Source organism: Paenibacillus sp. FSL H7-0357 (assembly GCF_000758525.1).
In the GTDB taxonomy this organism is placed as follows: domain Bacteria; phylum Bacillota; class Bacilli; order Paenibacillales; family Paenibacillaceae; genus Paenibacillus_AQ.
Genome location: NZ_CP009241.1, coordinates 591,419 through 605,908, shown reverse-complemented (window position 1 = coordinate 605,908; position 14,490 = coordinate 591,419). Strand labels below are relative to the sequence as shown.

16 protein-coding genes are annotated in these 14,490 nt (G+C 50.8%); 3 read left to right on the top strand and 13 right to left on the bottom strand.

What is annotated here, in order from left to right; translation table 11 throughout:
• Position 1: 1 nt before the first annotated feature.
• Together H70357_RS02725 and H70357_RS02720 are read right to left on the bottom strand one after the other, a co-directional pair.
• On the bottom strand, positions 2–1,156 hold the full coding sequence (locus H70357_RS02725) for a Ger(x)C family spore germination protein (RefSeq protein WP_038585489.1): 1,155 nt from the start codon (positions 1,154–1,156) through the stop codon (positions 2–4).
• Entirely contained in the window at positions 1,153–2,703 is a 1,551-nt protein-coding gene (locus H70357_RS02720; RefSeq protein ID WP_197073647.1) for a spore germination protein, read from the bottom strand. The genes H70357_RS02725 and H70357_RS02720 overlap by 4 nt, the downstream gene beginning before the upstream one ends.
• A gap of 309 nt (positions 2,704–3,012) precedes the next feature.
• Here H70357_RS02720 and H70357_RS36460 point away from each other — a divergent pair, with 309 nt between their 5' ends.
• Together H70357_RS36460 and H70357_RS36455 are read left to right on the top strand one after the other, a co-directional pair.
• Positions 3,013–3,555 carry an IS110 family transposase gene (locus tag H70357_RS36460; protein WP_231578371.1) on the top strand — a complete coding sequence of 181 codons (543 nt, stop codon included), beginning with the start codon at positions 3,013–3,015 and terminating at the stop codon, positions 3,553–3,555.
• A 6-nt stretch (positions 3,556–3,561) separates the two neighbouring features.
• Complete coding sequence (locus tag H70357_RS36455) at positions 3,562–4,386, top strand: transposase (RefSeq protein WP_231578370.1); 825 nt, start codon at positions 3,562–3,564, stop codon at positions 4,384–4,386.
• 370 nt (positions 4,387–4,756) lie between these two features.
• Here H70357_RS36455 and H70357_RS02710 read toward each other — a convergent pair whose 3' ends face one another.
• On the bottom strand, positions 4,757–5,266 hold the full coding sequence (locus tag H70357_RS02710; RefSeq protein ID WP_038585486.1) for a DUF2569 domain-containing protein: 510 nt from the start codon (positions 5,264–5,266) through the stop codon (positions 4,757–4,759).
• Between the two features lie 78 nt (positions 5,267–5,344).
• Between H70357_RS02710 and H70357_RS02705 the strand changes: the two genes are divergently transcribed.
• Complete coding sequence (locus tag H70357_RS02705; RefSeq protein ID WP_038585483.1) at positions 5,345–5,683, top strand: MGMT family protein; 339 nt, start codon at positions 5,345–5,347, stop codon at positions 5,681–5,683.
• Here the strand turns inward: H70357_RS02705 and H70357_RS02700 are convergent.
• The 10 genes from H70357_RS02700 to H70357_RS02655 form a co-directional block, all read right to left on the bottom strand.
• Positions 5,659–6,360 (bottom strand): DUF1361 domain-containing protein, encoded by a 702-nt coding sequence (locus H70357_RS02700; protein ID WP_038585481.1) that lies wholly within the window; start codon positions 6,358–6,360, stop codon positions 5,659–5,661. The genes H70357_RS02705 and H70357_RS02700 overlap by 25 nt on opposite strands.
• Before the next feature lie 203 nt (positions 6,361–6,563).
• Positions 6,564–8,339: a SulP family inorganic anion transporter gene (locus tag H70357_RS02695; protein ID WP_038585478.1), complete on the bottom strand. Its 1,776-nt coding sequence runs from the start codon at positions 8,337–8,339 to the stop codon at positions 6,564–6,566.
• Positions 8,340–8,446: 107 nt separating this feature from the next.
• Positions 8,447–8,773, bottom strand: a complete 327-nt coding sequence (locus H70357_RS02690) for an ArsR/SmtB family transcription factor (protein WP_038585474.1) — start codon at positions 8,771–8,773, stop codon at positions 8,447–8,449.
• A gap of 119 nt (positions 8,774–8,892) precedes the next feature.
• Complete coding sequence (locus H70357_RS02685) at positions 8,893–9,270, bottom strand: hypothetical protein (RefSeq protein WP_038585471.1); 378 nt, start codon at positions 9,268–9,270, stop codon at positions 8,893–8,895.
• A 62-nt stretch (positions 9,271–9,332) separates the two neighbouring features.
• Positions 9,333–10,931, bottom strand: a complete 1,599-nt coding sequence (locus H70357_RS02680; RefSeq protein ID WP_231578369.1) for a phospholipase D-like domain-containing protein — start codon at positions 10,929–10,931, stop codon at positions 9,333–9,335.
• Positions 10,932–11,102: 171 nt separating this feature from the next.
• Positions 11,103–12,275, bottom strand: a complete 1,173-nt coding sequence (locus H70357_RS02675) for a pyridoxal phosphate-dependent aminotransferase (protein WP_038598450.1) — start codon at positions 12,273–12,275, stop codon at positions 11,103–11,105.
• Positions 12,276–12,387: 112 nt separating this feature from the next.
• Positions 12,388–12,861 (bottom strand): DinB family protein, encoded by a 474-nt coding sequence (locus H70357_RS02670; RefSeq protein WP_038585469.1) that lies wholly within the window; start codon positions 12,859–12,861, stop codon positions 12,388–12,390.
• A gap of 31 nt (positions 12,862–12,892) precedes the next feature.
• Complete coding sequence (locus H70357_RS02665) at positions 12,893–13,189, bottom strand: putative quinol monooxygenase (RefSeq protein WP_038585465.1); 297 nt, start codon at positions 13,187–13,189, stop codon at positions 12,893–12,895.
• Positions 13,190–13,254: 65 nt separating this feature from the next.
• Positions 13,255–13,890, bottom strand: coding sequence for a nitroreductase family protein (locus tag H70357_RS02660; RefSeq protein WP_038585462.1), 636 nt, complete (start codon positions 13,888–13,890; stop codon positions 13,255–13,257).
• Positions 13,891–13,928: 38 nt separating this feature from the next.
• Positions 13,929–14,360, bottom strand: a complete 432-nt coding sequence (locus H70357_RS02655; protein WP_081965658.1) for a MarR family winged helix-turn-helix transcriptional regulator — start codon at positions 14,358–14,360, stop codon at positions 13,929–13,931.
• Positions 14,361–14,490: the final 130 nt, after the last annotated feature.

Here is a 14,490-nt window from a genome sequence, read left to right as displayed (position 1 = left end):
GCTAATCCCCCAGCTTAATCGCCCGCGTTGTTTTGGCAGTGCTCTGAATAATCACCTTGGAGCTGACGTCCACATCCAGATTGACAAATTCATCCGGCCATTGCTCGCGGAGCTTGGTCCAGGTCTTGGGCAGATTCTCATGAACAGCTTCGCCAAAGCCAAAGATATCGGCATGGTATTCCTGCTGCACCTTATGGATTAAGGAGAGTATCTCCTTTTGCAATTCCTCGCCTGCGCGTTTTTCAATAGCCGCTATGTTCTCGTTGCTGGATAAACCCGCTGCAGTCATCACTTCGTCCAGCCCGGTATGCGTCACTGTATTGATCTGTATATGAACTTTACCATCTATCATTGCAGGTTTGACTTTCGTCCTGCTTGATAATATTTCAAGGGAATAAGCGGGAGTCCCCTGCGCATTATTCACCTCCAGTACACCACCTTTTATATCATTTTTGGCGAAAAGCATGTTTTTCGCCTCTTTCCCGGTCAATTTTCCGACCATTTTATCCTTTACAAATACTGCTGCTCCATCCACACGCTCATTTTTCTGCCCGTTCTCCTCATTGATATACACCAGCGGTGCGACGGCATTATAACCTGAGGTCTCCAGCTTGTCGATGAAATCCCAGATTTCCACAACCGGAGCGCTGCTGACGTACTTCTCATCACGCATCATCTGTGCCAGTTCAAAGGACATAATCGCTTCTGTTGTACTGTTCTGGTTAACTACATCCCGTGCATTTTTCTGTTCTGATACAAAAATAAAGACATCGGATCGGGTCTCTGTATCCCTGCTGTACCAGTCTATTGCTTTGATCAAGCCTTCCCTCGCAACCTCTTCACTGAAAATAATCACCTTGGCGTGACTCCAGAAGAGCTTCTTGCCGGTCATCGATATCATGTCGCGGGCGATTTCAAATATAGTATCTCCTGTAAAACTAAGCGTCTTGAAGCCTGCCTGATTCTCCTGAAGTCCACCCTGGGTGTCCACCATTTCCACTGTCATCTGCAGCTTGCCGTCCGCCTTGTTCCTGTCGATGGCTACGCCGGCCACGATGGACATATCATCCACCTCGGAATAATTCCAGCAGCCGGAGATGACAAACAGCAGCACTGCGGAGAGCAGCGCAGACAGTATTTTTTGTCCCCTGTTCATAACCGCTTAACCGGTTTCTTGGGCGGCTTCCGCTTCATGTTGCGCGCCCCGATGATCGCCGGACGCAGATACATGTCCCACCAAGGTGCACGGATGGCGGTATCCTTGATATCCTGCGGCCGGATCGAGCCCACCCCGAGCATATAGGGAACTCCGAAGGAGCGCAGGCTCATCAAATGGATGACCAAACCGAGCAAGCCGAAGAAATAGCCGTAGATTCCAAAAAAGAAACTCATCAGCAGCAAAAGGATCCGTACTACAATTAACGGTCCGGTGAGCCGGGGATTCAGCAGGGTAGTAATCCCGGTAAGACCCACAACAATGACCATCGGGGCACTGACGATCCGTGCATCCACCGCAGCCTGGCCCAGCACCAGCGCGCCTACAATGCTGACCGCCTGGCCAATGGAATTGGGAATCCGCGCCCCCGCTTCACGCAGAATCTCAAAGATGGTCAGCATAAGAATTGCCTCGACTACTGTGGGAAAGGGAACCGATAATCGTGCGGTGGCAATGCTTAGCAGCAGTAATGTAGGAACCATCTCCTGGCTGTAAGTAACAAGTGCGACATAAAGTGCAGGAATACTGATGGACATGAAGGCTCCCATCACTCTGAGCACACGGTTGAAAGTAGCGAACATATAACCGATATAATAATCCTCACTGGCCTGAAAATTCTCCACAAAAACATAGGGCAGCGTCAGAACAAACGGACTTCCTTCAATCAGCAGGGCAATTCTGCCCTCCATGATTTTGCCCACTACCGAATCCGGCCGTTCCGTACTGCCGATCATCTCAAAAGGCGAATAAGGTTCATCACGGATCAGCTCGGCCAGATAGCCGGTATCCAGCAAATGGTCGAGCTGTACCCTTGCAAGCCTTCCATGCAGCTCCTTGAGAATATCCGGTGAAGCAAGGCTTTCCATATAGCAGATACAGGCCTGGGTTTTTGACCGGGTACCGATGTCGGTAAATACAAACTTCAAATCGGAATTCTGCACTCTGCGGCGGATCAGCGTCAGGTTGGTCATCAGCGATTCATTGAAGCCTTCCCTTGGGCCCCGGACCGCTTTGTCGGTCGTAGGTTCTTCAATGGCGCGGGTCTGCCAGCCTTGGGCATTAATATTCAGCGCACCGGCGTATCCGTCCAGCAGAAATACCGTTTTCCCTCCCACTATGGCCCCTATTAATTCATCCAAATCCGTAGAGACCATAATGTCACTGATATTGATAATCTGAAGGCGGATAAGTTCCATAAGCTCTGCCGGGGTTCCCAGATCCTTGTCCAGGAATTCGTAGGTCATCAGCGGTTTGGTAATGCCATTCTGAATCAAATTCCGGTCGATCATCCCATCCACATAAATCAGGCCACAGCGGATCCACGTGTTATGTGTATTCTCAATTATCCGTACTCTCAGTGTCCCGTCGTTGCTGAAGATACGCCGGAATAGAGCCACCGTCTCATCCAATGAGGGACTGAGCGGCCGGGAAGAAGATATTTTGCCGGAAGAACGGTCGCTTGTTTCCACAGCCTCTGTATTCTTCACAGTATTCACTCCCGTCACTATTCTTTTGATCTGATTATCCCCCGACACTCTAACTCCTATTCCCCAACTTTTTGCTGTAGAGGAAATTATGAGCTTGCCTCTCACAAGTGGAAACGGCTTCGCCGTCCTCAAAAGGACGGTATCCGTTTCAGCGAGAAATAGAAGGATAATTTATAGCGTGAAGCATATAAATTCTGGCGTAATATATAATCCTTGTAGAAAAGGAAAATCCCCAGCGACTATCGAAGAAAGAAGCACCTGACAAAGAGCTTCAATCGTACCTACCCTACCACAGGAGGTTGAAGTCGCATGGGGAAATCCCTACACATTCAAGGCTTAAAGGGAACCAAGTTCAGTCAACAACTACGGGGTGTTAACCTGGAGCAGGTCCTCATCGTTGCTATCGATGCGGCCAAACTCCACCAAAAAGCCCTGATCTGCAATTATTTCGGCGACATCCTTGCAAAACCCTTTTTCTTTTCCGTCAATCAATCCGGCATGCAGACTCTATACCATGCCATCGAACAAGCGGTGGCCTCCACTGGGGCCGTACGCCTGTTTTTAGGAATTGAAGCTACTGGCCATTACTATGAAGATATCGTTAGAGAAATGGCCAAGCAAGGCTACCTCGTCCAGATTCTCAACGCGTATACGACTTTCGAAGAGCGGGCAAGTGCGCTGAACTGGTGTAAAACCGATGACCTCGATCTAGTCGCTATCGCTCATGCGCTGAAGAGCAATAAAGCCACCGAGTTTCGTTTGGCCGAGGGCCTTCAACGGCAGTTGCATGTTCTCACCCGGGCCAGACGCTCGGAGATCCGCAAACGCTCCACTCTGCGGATGGAAATCTGAACACTCATGGACATCGTTTGGCGCGAATTTCAGGGCTATGCCGACCATCAGAATGGGCGGGCTCGGAAAATCAAGGTGTTTAGCAACTTTTGGGGAAAGGCCTCCCTTTTCTTCATGGAGCACTATCCACATCCTGCTGCGATTTGTAAGCTGGGGGAAACGGGACTCCGGAGGTTGTCCATCCAGCATAACCTGAAGCTTCGAGTCGCTGCGATTCGCAAGCTCCTTCTGGTGGCTGCGGAGTCGCTCTCATCTGACGAACAAACGCTTCGTCCCGAACTCCTTCTGCTGCGAATGAAGCTGCAGGATCTTCGCGCCTTTGACGCTAAGATCGATACGCTTGAGCAGGAGATCGAAGCCCTTTTGCTTCAGACCGACGGGCGGGTTTTACTTACCGTTCCAGGCCTTGGCGTTTCCACTGCAGCCGAGCTCTACGCTGAGATTGGCGATGTGTCCCATTACACTCATGCCGGACAGTTGATTAAGAAAGCAGGAACGAATCCCGTCGTTAAGCAAACGGGCGGAAGTGCCGGATCTTATGGAAAAATTTCCAAGCAAGGGAACTCTCATTTGCGCTATGTTGCCTACTTAGCCGGTCGAAGCCTCTGCCTGCATAACCCGGATCTCAAACCGTTTTACGAGCGGTTAAAGAGCCGCGGGAAGCATCCTCGCTCCATTTTTGTAGCTATGGGGAATAAGATGCTGAAAATTGCATTTGCGATGCTACGTGACAAGAAGCCCTTTCTCTCCACCAAGCCCTCTTGTCCGTTTGCCAAGGAGATCAATAAGAAGCTCCGTTTTAGCTGTTTCATTACGCTGGATGTTGCCTGAACAAGCCTGAAATGACTGAACCGGTGGGTCTGGGACTGAGGGAAGATCGGATTAAATTCTAGAGGCCCAGACCTCGTAAATAAGCCTTATCCACCTCGTCCTGTTAATGCGAATTGTACGTTAGATCTCGATCTGCACTCAGCCAGATTGCATAACAGGATTGAACACGAGGCTATTTCCTTTCAAGTTCGAGACCTTCCGGTTCTGTCCATCGCTCTTCGTCAGTTGCTAACTATTTTTTGGAAAACAAAGAGTTAGGTGTGTTTGAGTTGCTTTTATAGTCAGTTTTAGCTTGTTGACATAGTACGCTTATCTTTGCACAAAAAAGAAGCCGCGGCTGCGGCTCCTTCTGAAAAAGTGTGTTATGTACTTAATTGATAAATGTGTTGTGTACTCTGCGCGACCGGATAAAATAAGGAATCCATATGATGAGCGGAACCAGGCTTCTGGCAATACTTTGCACGTCCGGATCCTCTCCGAACTCGGCAAGCAGCGGAATATTGGTGAGCAGCACATAATCAACGATATGAAACAGCGTATTGGCGGCATAAAAAAGGATTATCCAGCGCGGAAAAGAAGCTTTCTTGCGGTACATCAACACGACCAGAAAAGCTGCAAACAAAAGAAAGACAACGTTGCCAGCCAATTCGAAAATCAGTGTCGGCTTCCATAGCTGATCATAAACGTTAGAATCCGGTGAAGTAAGTGTATCCCAAACCTCTCCGCCAAGCGTTGTGAAGAAAAAATGGATGACGGATAAAGTCAACGTAAAAATAGTAAGAAAAAGCCCAAGCTGTACAAGCACCAGCCAGCCGCCAATCCCTTTCGGCTCATTGGACATCAGCTTCATCCCGCGTTTATCGGGTATCAATGTTCCCAAACCACGTGCCCCCTCTGTTATAATTCATTGTATTGATACTAAAGATACTACTGCCTACGTTAAGCTTAAGGAGCCCTTATGACACCATTTACAGAGAAGGTTATTTGCATTATTCAATCCATCCCCGAGGGGAAGGTTATGACCTATGGCGGGATCGCCCGTGCTGCAGGAAGCCCCCGGGCGGCCCGGCAGGTCGTGCGCATTCTCCATTCCATGAGCCGCAAATACAAGCTGCCTTGGCATAGAGTTGTTAATTCCCAGGGCAAAATTGCTCTTGCCGAAGACGAGGCGGTCTTTACACAAAGATTGTATCTGCTGGGAGAAGGCGTTCTTTTTGATGATCATGGCGTGATCGACCTGGAGTTGTTTCAGTTCCATCCGGAGCAGGACGATTATCTTTTTCCGCCTTTGGAATAAGCCTGCACACTCCCTGTGCCCAGTCCATTCAGCAGGAAATACAGCGTAGCATAGATGACCAGCAGAACAGCTGCGACGAACAGGCTGAAGAAGAGCGATTGCCGGTTCAGGCTGTCAACCACCAGCTGGTAGAGCTGATGCCGGTCGGTCAGAACATCCCAGCTGTTGAGCCGGTATACCCGGCCGAGCAATACGCCATATCCGCCCAGCGCACAGGCCGCGAGGACAAAAATCCAGGAGAGCAGCAGATTGCTTCTGCGGAAGATGACGCTTTGAAATTGGTACAGGGAGAAAAAACCGGTCAGCCAGCCACTCCAGGTGAACAGCAGTAAGGTGATTAAATCGTACCAATACCGGCTCTGAACAACTCCGTCTACGAAATATATGTTTTTTCTGATCGTCAAATGCAGCAGGTCGGTCATCAGGTAGGGCGCATTCGGAAAAAACAGCAGCCATGCTATGCCAAGCGGCAGCAGCAACAGCCCGGAAACCTTACGCTTATCCAGGCCGTAAGCGGCCATGGAGAATAAAAAGGGAATCCAGGCCAGAAAGAAGTTCCAGAGCAAAAAAGCAAAAAACGTATCGGTCCGCAGCGAAACCACACGGTAGACAGCCAGCGTCGCCAGTGACAGTCCTGCCAAAAGCATGAATACTTTAGGATAATTCAATTCCTTCATTAGGGTGCGGTCTCCTTATCAATCGTAGTGAGATCTGTTCCAGTATAGAACAGATTCATTACGGTAATTGTACAAATCTGGCAGTCATTAGTCCATTATAATATAACAGCCCGGGCAAAATGCACCCGGGCTGTTATATTATAATGAAATTTAGCAACACAGGGATGGGCCCATGCTGTTCCCGCTGGTTCGGCAGTGCGTGCTTAAACTTCGCTGCCCAGTTTACCCGCCACTGCCGGTTTGCGGGCTCTAAAGACGCTGCGGCCCGGCGATTCTTCAAGACCGCACAACGCGCCGCATTCCCGGAATGCCCCATGCCTGCAGCCGGCGCAGCGGCCCGGATTGATCAGTTCCAGCGCTTCATTGATCGCTTCTCCAGTATGGTCATAAAACTGCGCGGCCCCAATTCTATCGTACAGTCCCGTCTTCTTCAGCAGATCAAGCGGCTGCGGCTGAATGCCGGAGATCATCAGCCTTCCTCCGTCTGCCTGCAGCTGCTTCACCAGCCCAGACAGATTGGCCTCCCCGGTGGTATCCATAAACGGCACCTTGCCCATACGCAGCAATATAATTTTTGCAAGGTCCGGTCCAAGCTCCGGCATCGTTGACTCGAATCTGTAGGCTGCTCCAAAAAACAGCGGGCCTTCCACATTATAAATTCCGATTTGCGGGCAATCATGGTTCTCCGTTACCATGTGCGCCTCTACCTTGACCGATGAGGGGTCGGGCAGCACCTTAGATACGAGATGCCCTTCACCCATCCGTTTCACAAACAGGATTACGGCAAGCACCAGCCCGGCCTCTACCGCAATCGTTAAATCCGCAAATATCGTTAAGAGGAAGGTAAGGAACAACACCAGAGAATCCCCGGTTTTGAGCTTCAGCAGATGCAGAAATTCCTTGCGTTCGCTCATATTCCAGGCGACCACCATCAGGATTGGCGCCATGGCCGCAAGCGGAATGCTGGAAGCATAAGGCGCAAACAGCAGAAGAATAAGGAACACTACGACACCGTGAATCACTCCCGACAGCGGGGATGCGGCCCCGCTGCGAATGTTGGTGGCGGTTCTGGCAATAGCACCTGTGGCCGGGATTCCGCCAAACATAGGTGCGGCTATATTCGCGATACCCTGGCCGATCAGCTCACGGTTGCTGTTATGGCGGCTGCCAGTCATCCCGTCGGCTACCACTGCCGACAGCAGCGACTCAATCGCCCCCAGTATGGCGATGATAAACGCCGGACGAAGCAGCTGCCTAATCCGCTCCCAGGTGATCACCGGAAAGTGAAAACTCGGCAGCGTGTTTGGAATATCGCCGTATGCGGAGCCGATCGTAGTCACCTTGCCGCTGAAGAACAGCACTGCAACTAACGTTGCAAACAACAACCCGATCAGCGATCCCGGCACCTTGGGTGCAAAACGCATACCGAGCATGACAACCGCCAGACAAATGACTGCTGTCAGAACACTGTACAGATTGACCGTTGAGATATGCTGGCCGATCTCTTGCATGTTGTCCACGAAGCTCTCATGCCGCTCCATATCCTTCAGGCCGAGGAAATTGGCGATCTGCCCGCTGAAGATAATGACGGCAATCCCTGCCGTAAAGCCGATGGTTACCGGCTTCGGGATAAACTTGATCAGAACACCCAGCCTCAGCAGCCCCATAACGACGAGGATGACTCCGGCCATCATTCCTGCAATCAGCAGGTTCTCGTACCCGTACTCCATAGCAATCGCGAACAAAATGGGTATAAAGGCTCCCGTAGGTCCGCCAATCTGAAATTTCGAACCTCCGAATAAGGAGATCAGTATACCTGCGACAATGGTTGTATAAATCCCGTACTCCGGCTTCACGCCCGAGGCAATAGCAAAAGCCATCCCAAGCGGGATGGCAATAACGCCGACGATCGTCCCTGAAATGATATCCTTGCGCAGAGAAGCAATGCTGTAGCCTTTAAAGCGGCCCCACCCTGTCATCATCTAACCTTCTTTTCTTTGAATATCTGATTATTTGAATATAAGAGCAACATTACTCCTGCCTGCCGCTCTTGTCAACGGGAAATCCGCCCCCGGATGGTCCGGGGTTATTCGCTGCGGATACCCTCCAGGAGTGAAATGGCATTCACGAGATGGTTATCGAATATCTGTCTGGCTACCGCCAGCAGGTCTTTAATCAGGGGGTCGCGCAGAGAATAAATGACGGTGGTTCCTTCTTTTACACTGGCTACTACATTCTTGGCGCGGAGTACAGCAAGCTGCTGGGATACGGCGGAGCCTTCCGAGCCGAGAATCGCCTGCAGTTCGTTCACATTCTTCTCGCCTTCGCTCAGCAGCTCCAGAATGCGGATCCGCATCGGATGAGCCAGCGCCTTGAAAAATTCCGTCTTAAATTGCTGAATATCGCTGTTCATTGGACTTCTGCTCCTCATAGCTTTACTTCAAATCTATTGTTATCTTAGCTCATTTCTTGTGCAGTGGCTATGCCGGCAGTAAATTGCATGCCGTATACGGCTGCAGCACCCCGCCCCGCTTACAAGAATACGGGATACATCCCCAGCTCTCCGGTCCGGATCTCCACATAGCCGCCCAGCGCCATCGGCTCACCCAGGCATTCGAACATGATCAGGTCGCCGGCAATCCGCAGATAACCAGTTCCGTCTGCCTCAATATTCTCCAGCACCCCGGTTAAGATTATCTTATCCCCTTCCATTCGGATGCCGTAATCGACGCCGCTTACAGGCACAATATCCACCCAGCGCATAAATAGCGGGGGGAGCTCAAATTCGACCTTAAGCTCCTCACCCGCTTCCACAGGATCACCATTCCATATCCCCTTGCCCTCGCCATACTCCGCAGCAAAATACACTTCGTTCTTACGGGGGCCGTTCCGCAATATTGTAATGTTCATCTCTTCCGCTCCATCATCATAGTGTTACCGTTTATTATACAGGATAGTGATCCCATTAACGATCAGGTGTAGTTCTGGGTTGCCTTATTTAGATAAGTGCTGGGATGCATCCACGGATGCTTAAAGAACTCCTTCTTGTCGCTGATCTTTTTCGAAACGCCAAGGTCATAATCAATCATGGATTTGATCCTTTTCGCGAATCCTTCCCCCTTGACCAGCAGTCCCAGCTCAAAGTCATGGCAGGCGCTTCTTTCATTGATATTGTAGGAGCCGTGAAAAACGGCCCGCGACCTGTGGTCGTAGGTGATTTTCCAGTGGGAGAAACGCCCCGTAAAGCTGTAGTCATAAAAAGAAACGCCGTTAAGAAAAGGCTCATACATATTGCTGCGCACAGCCGCCCGGTTCGTCGGGTGGTCATTGACTTCCAGCGGATTGCATATGGCCAGATGGCAGGAACAGTCCGGGCCAAGCTCACCCAGCCGGTCCCAGAAGGCCTGATCAATCAGATAGGGGTTCACGATCACCGTCTCCTCGGCTGCATAAGTAATTAAATCCAAATAATATTGCTGGATCAGATTAACGGGGTTGCCCGGAAAACTCACGAAGAGCGTACACTCCTCCTCACCGAATGCATAATTTGTATCAGGATGGTAGAAGTCATCTTCCAGATCAAAATGATCGCCCCCAAGCAACAGCCATCTTGATTGAAAAACAGCATTCAGCGGCAACGCCGCCGCGCCCTGAATCCGGAAGCAGCCATCATGCCACTCCTCCTCACCGCTTGGAATACCCATCGGCCGGCCGTCTACTTCTACCGGTGAAGAGGCCTCTATCGGCGTCTGATACGTATATTGATCCCCGAAGTTCAGGCTGCCGACAATCGAAGTAATCCCGTCAATGACCATGAATTTCCGGTGGTCAATGACATTGAGTCCTGTGATCTCCACGTCCTCCTGTACCTTATCCTGCAGGAAGAGAATACTTTCGGATACCCCTCCGGACTTCAGCTCCGCCCGTTTCTCACTCCATTCTGCCGCAGAATAATAGGAGTTGAACGTATCGAGCAGCCTGGCCCCTTCATTCTCCAGCATCGTAGAGATCTTGGAGAACTTACCCACCTCGAGATTCATCCCATAGCCAAGTGCGGTAACCGTATAATTTACCATGATGCGGACTTCGACACCCCGTTTCAGTGCCTGCAGCAGCGCTGCCGCTATCAGATTTCCCGAATGGTCGTTAAAGAACAGCATTATGGACAGATGAATATAACGGCGCGCCTTCCCGATTTCCTCAAGGATCATTTCCAGGCACTGCGGTCCGTTCACATAAGGGTCTACCCGGTTATGACGTGTCGTCTGCGGAGCCAATATTCGAAGCTTGTCTGAGTCCAGTCCGCTGACTTCAAGCGCAAGCCGTTCAAGCAGCTCCCCGCTGAAACCCGGCATGCCGGACAGCTGGCTAATCTCTGTAATCACTCCGCCGAGAGCCTGCCGGTGCGCACGCGCCTCCCGGCCATTCAATACATCGGCAAGCAGCTCCTGGGCCTTGTCCATTTCCTTTGCAGCCTTCAGGGAGCCACCCGATAAATAATAATTCACAACGTTTATGATATCCTGCTCTACCCTGTTATCCCATTCCGCTTGCGGAAGTTTGTTGTTCATATGTAAATCCTCCATTCCACTGCCCTTCCTCTCAGGTGCACATAGGTCTCTGATCGGGCTAAGGTTAGATACCCCTCAGGATTTACTTATAAACAGCCGCTACCCGCACACGCAAATGCCTCATACAAAATCGCCTCATATCATCCCTCTAATCGTTATGGATAAACCGGATCAAAAAAGCTTCAGTCCCGCTATCCGTTCCACCGCTTCTGCAAGCCGTGCTTCATCGCTCACCAGCCCAACCCGCACATAACCTTCGCCATAAGCGCCAAAACCAATACCGGGAGCTACCACCACATGCGCCTTCTCCAGCAGCAAATCGGCAAAACTCTGTGAGGTATAGCCTTCCGGAACCGGCAGCCAGGCAAAAAACGAGCCCTTAGGCGCCTCCACCTTCCAGCCAATCTTCCGCAAGCCGCCGATTAAGAGGTTGCGCCGCGACTCGTAGCGGTCCAGATTATCCCGGACAGCATCCTGTGGTCCCAGCAGCGCAGCCGCAGCTGCTTCCTGCACTGCCCCGAACAGGCTCACGTACATATGATCCTGCAAGATGTTCAGACTCTCGATAACGCTGGCGTTACCGGCAGCAAAAGCCACACGCCAGCCAGCCATATTATAGGTTTTTGACAAAGTATAGATCTCAATGCCGTTCTCCTTGGCCCCCGGCGTCTGCAGGTAGCTGCGCGGCTTCTGTCCATCATACCCGATGGCAGCATAAGCGAAATCATGCACAACACAAATCCTGTGTTCTGCCGCGAAGCTCACGGTCTGCTCGAAAAAATCCTCCGTAGCTACCGCACCGGTAGGATTGTTCGGATAATTGAGGAACATCAGCTTGGCCTTAGCGGCTAGCTCCGGGCTGATGTCCCCGTAAACGGGCAGAAATCCATGTTCCGCAGTCAACGGCATCTTCTCCATGACCGCCCGGGCCAGCTCGATGCCTGACCAGTAATCAGGATATCCGGGATCCGGCACAAGTGCTATATCCCCCGGATTGAGGAGACACTGCACCACTTCAACCAGCCCGGTTTTTCCGCCGAACAGAATGGCGATCTCCTGCTGCGGATCCAGCTCCACTCCGTACTCCCGCTTATAAAATCTGGCTGCAGCTTCCTTGAGATAGCTGTGGCCGCGAAACGGCGGATACCTGTGGTTCAGCGGGTTAGCCGCTGCCGCCTGCAGTGCTTCTACAATGTGGGCCGGTGTAGGCATATCAGGATTCCCCTGTCCAAGATGGATCACATCATGTCCTGCGGCGGCGACAAGGCCGGCCTTGGCAACCAGCGCAGCGAAAAACTGCTTGGGCAAAGCATTCAGCACATCGGAAGGCTCAAAAATATTCACTGGCAATGGTCACCCTTTCCTCAGAGGTTACTTGCTGTAATCGTCATTCATATTATAATACAAAAAAAAGAGCCTCCTGGTGGATGGAGTGCTCTTTTCTTCCTGGCTACAGTTATTCCCTGCTGCCAATAAGCTTTCGGACAAAAACGATTTGACCAATGTGATAGGCATTGTGCATTGCCGCGTTGCTGATAATCTCCCACCATTCCGCTGGCACAGGAAACCCTGCCACTTTTGCCTCAAGTCTGTCTTCCTGCAGCAGCGGCTGCCAACCAAGCAGCACCTCCAGCAGCTTCGTTCTCAACTGATCAAAGGCTGTGCCCTCCGGTATGACAAAACTGCTGTTGTTATCCTCAATCGGAGGGACAGCATCTACCCGGCCCAGATGGTATCTGGTTTGCCAGGCATTGTTCCAATACAGCAGATGCTGCGTAATTTCAGCGATACTGTTGCTGTTCCCGTCAAGCTTCCAAAAGGCTTCTTCCTCTGCTAAACCCTCTACCGCCTGCGCGAACGGAGAATACCAGCTTGGATCATTGGCATTGGCTAGTAACTGATTGGCCAGAACATCCTTTGCATGAACGATTCCCTATCCCTCCCCACTTGTTACATTGCCCTTATTGCTGCAACAGCTCGCCGTTGTATACCTTCACATCCAGCGGCGCAGTCAGAAACTCGCCTGCCTTAGCGGCAAATCCCGTGAAATGCGGGCTTGTGTTATGGCTGCCTACAGCAGCTGCATCGCGCCAGGTTTCGACCATAATATATACATTCTCTTGCGCGGCGTGCTTGTACAGCTCATAAGAGAGGTTGCCCTCTTCCTCATGGGTTGCTGCAAGCAACGTCTTAGCTTCAGCCAGGAACTGCTCCTCACGTTCGGGGTTCACTTGCATTAAAGCGTGGATAATGATCATAGTTTTGTTCCTCCAAATGGTTTTGTCAGAATGAACTTCGTAACTGAATTCGGGAGCTTATGCTCTTATTTCCACTCAGCAATAGTGTCAATCGGCAGACGGACGGATGCGTATCCTTCTCCATCCGCTTTGCCAATCGAAATCAGCATAACCGGGATGTAACGGTCTTTGTCCATGCCGAAGACTTCAGCAATTTGATCCTTTTCGAATCCGCCGATAGGGTTTGTATCATAGCCGTGGGCACGGGCAACCAGCATCAGCTGCATGGAAGCCAATGCGCCGTCAATCATCACAGTCTCTCTGTTCACATCTGCTGGCAGTGTTGCGAAATGGCTGGCCAGACGGGTTAATTGGTTCTCTTTCACATCCTGAGGCATGAGTCCGCGCTCAACAGCTGTACCGTAAATCTGTTCAGCATAATCAAAATTGTTCAAGTCGCCGAATACGGCAATAACTGCTGCGGAGGTTTCTACCTGCACCTGATTGAAGCGGGCGATAGGACCCAATTTGGCTTTGCCTTCCGCACTTTCGATCACGAGGAAGCGCCAAGGCTGCATGTTGACCGAGGAAGGAGCCAGTGTAGTCTCAGTTAGAATCTCGGTCATTTCCTCTTTGCTGATTTTGACAGAGGTATCATATTTGCGGACCGAGCGGCGGCCTGTAATAATAGAATTGAAATCGTTGGTTCTGGTAGCATTCATTTGTAATAATCTCCTTTATAATTGGTATATAAGTCAGGCTACAGTAAATCGATGTTTTGCTGCAGCCGGGTAAGCATATCTATAAGCACTTTGAGCTCCTGCCCTTCAAATCCGGTGAGCAATGAGCGGAGGAACCGGATCTTCTCCTCCTTGTAGGAGAGGATTTTCTCCCGTCCTTGTTCAGTGAGCGAGACCAAAGTCACCCTGTTGTCGGCAGGATTGTTGCGGCGGGAGATCATGCCGTTATCCTCCAGCCCCTTCAAATGGCGGGTGACAGCTGCAGCATCAATGTCGACTTCCTTTTGCAGCGAAATCTGGCTAATTTCTGCAACCTGAAACAGCTCGTGAAGCAGGCGGAGCCGCGTAGGGCTGATGCCTGCACAACGTTCAAACTTGGGGCTGATTCCCTTGTTAAGCGCCTGCAGCAGTTCTAATATTTGCTCTTCTTCCTCAGGCAGATGTTCAGTCAAAATTAACCCCCTTAAAGTTTTATAAGCTCCACTATTGTGGATTGCTTTGTGCAAAACTGGCTTCAAAAAGAATACACTAACGCAAATATATTGCGCAAAATCCTTTTGATAAAAATCAGTTTACACCGAT

Excerpts from the sequence above, each read along its gene's own strand:
- H70357_RS02725 (WP_038585489.1), bottom strand. The coding sequence starts at position 1,156 with ATGAACAGGGGACAAAAAATACTGTCTGCGCTGCTCTCCGCAGTGCTG.
- H70357_RS36460 (WP_231578371.1), top strand. The coding sequence starts at position 3,013 with ATGGGGAAATCCCTACACATTCAAGGCTTAAAGGGAACCAAGTTCAGT.
- H70357_RS36455 (WP_231578370.1), top strand. The coding sequence starts at position 3,562 with ATGGACATCGTTTGGCGCGAATTTCAGGGCTATGCCGACCATCAGAAT.
- H70357_RS02705 (WP_038585483.1), top strand. The coding sequence starts at position 5,345 with ATGACACCATTTACAGAGAAGGTTATTTGCATTATTCAATCCATCCCC.
- H70357_RS02700 (WP_038585481.1), bottom strand. The coding sequence starts at position 6,360 with ATGAAGGAATTGAATTATCCTAAAGTATTCATGCTTTTGGCAGGACTG.
- H70357_RS02695 (WP_038585478.1), bottom strand. The coding sequence starts at position 8,339 with ATGACAGGGTGGGGCCGCTTTAAAGGCTACAGCATTGCTTCTCTGCGC.
- H70357_RS02690 (WP_038585474.1), bottom strand. The coding sequence starts at position 8,773 with ATGAACAGCGATATTCAGCAATTTAAGACGGAATTTTTCAAGGCGCTG.
- H70357_RS02685 (WP_038585471.1), bottom strand. The coding sequence starts at position 9,270 with ATGAACATTACAATATTGCGGAACGGCCCCCGTAAGAACGAAGTGTAT.
- H70357_RS02680 (WP_231578369.1), bottom strand. The coding sequence starts at position 10,931 with ATGAACAACAAACTTCCGCAAGCGGAATGGGATAACAGGGTAGAGCAG.
- H70357_RS02665 (WP_038585465.1), bottom strand. The coding sequence starts at position 13,189 with ATGATCATTATCCACGCTTTAATGCAAGTGAACCCCGAACGTGAGGAG.
- H70357_RS02660 (WP_038585462.1), bottom strand. The coding sequence starts at position 13,890 with ATGAATGCTACCAGAACCAACGATTTCAATTCTATTATTACAGGCCGC.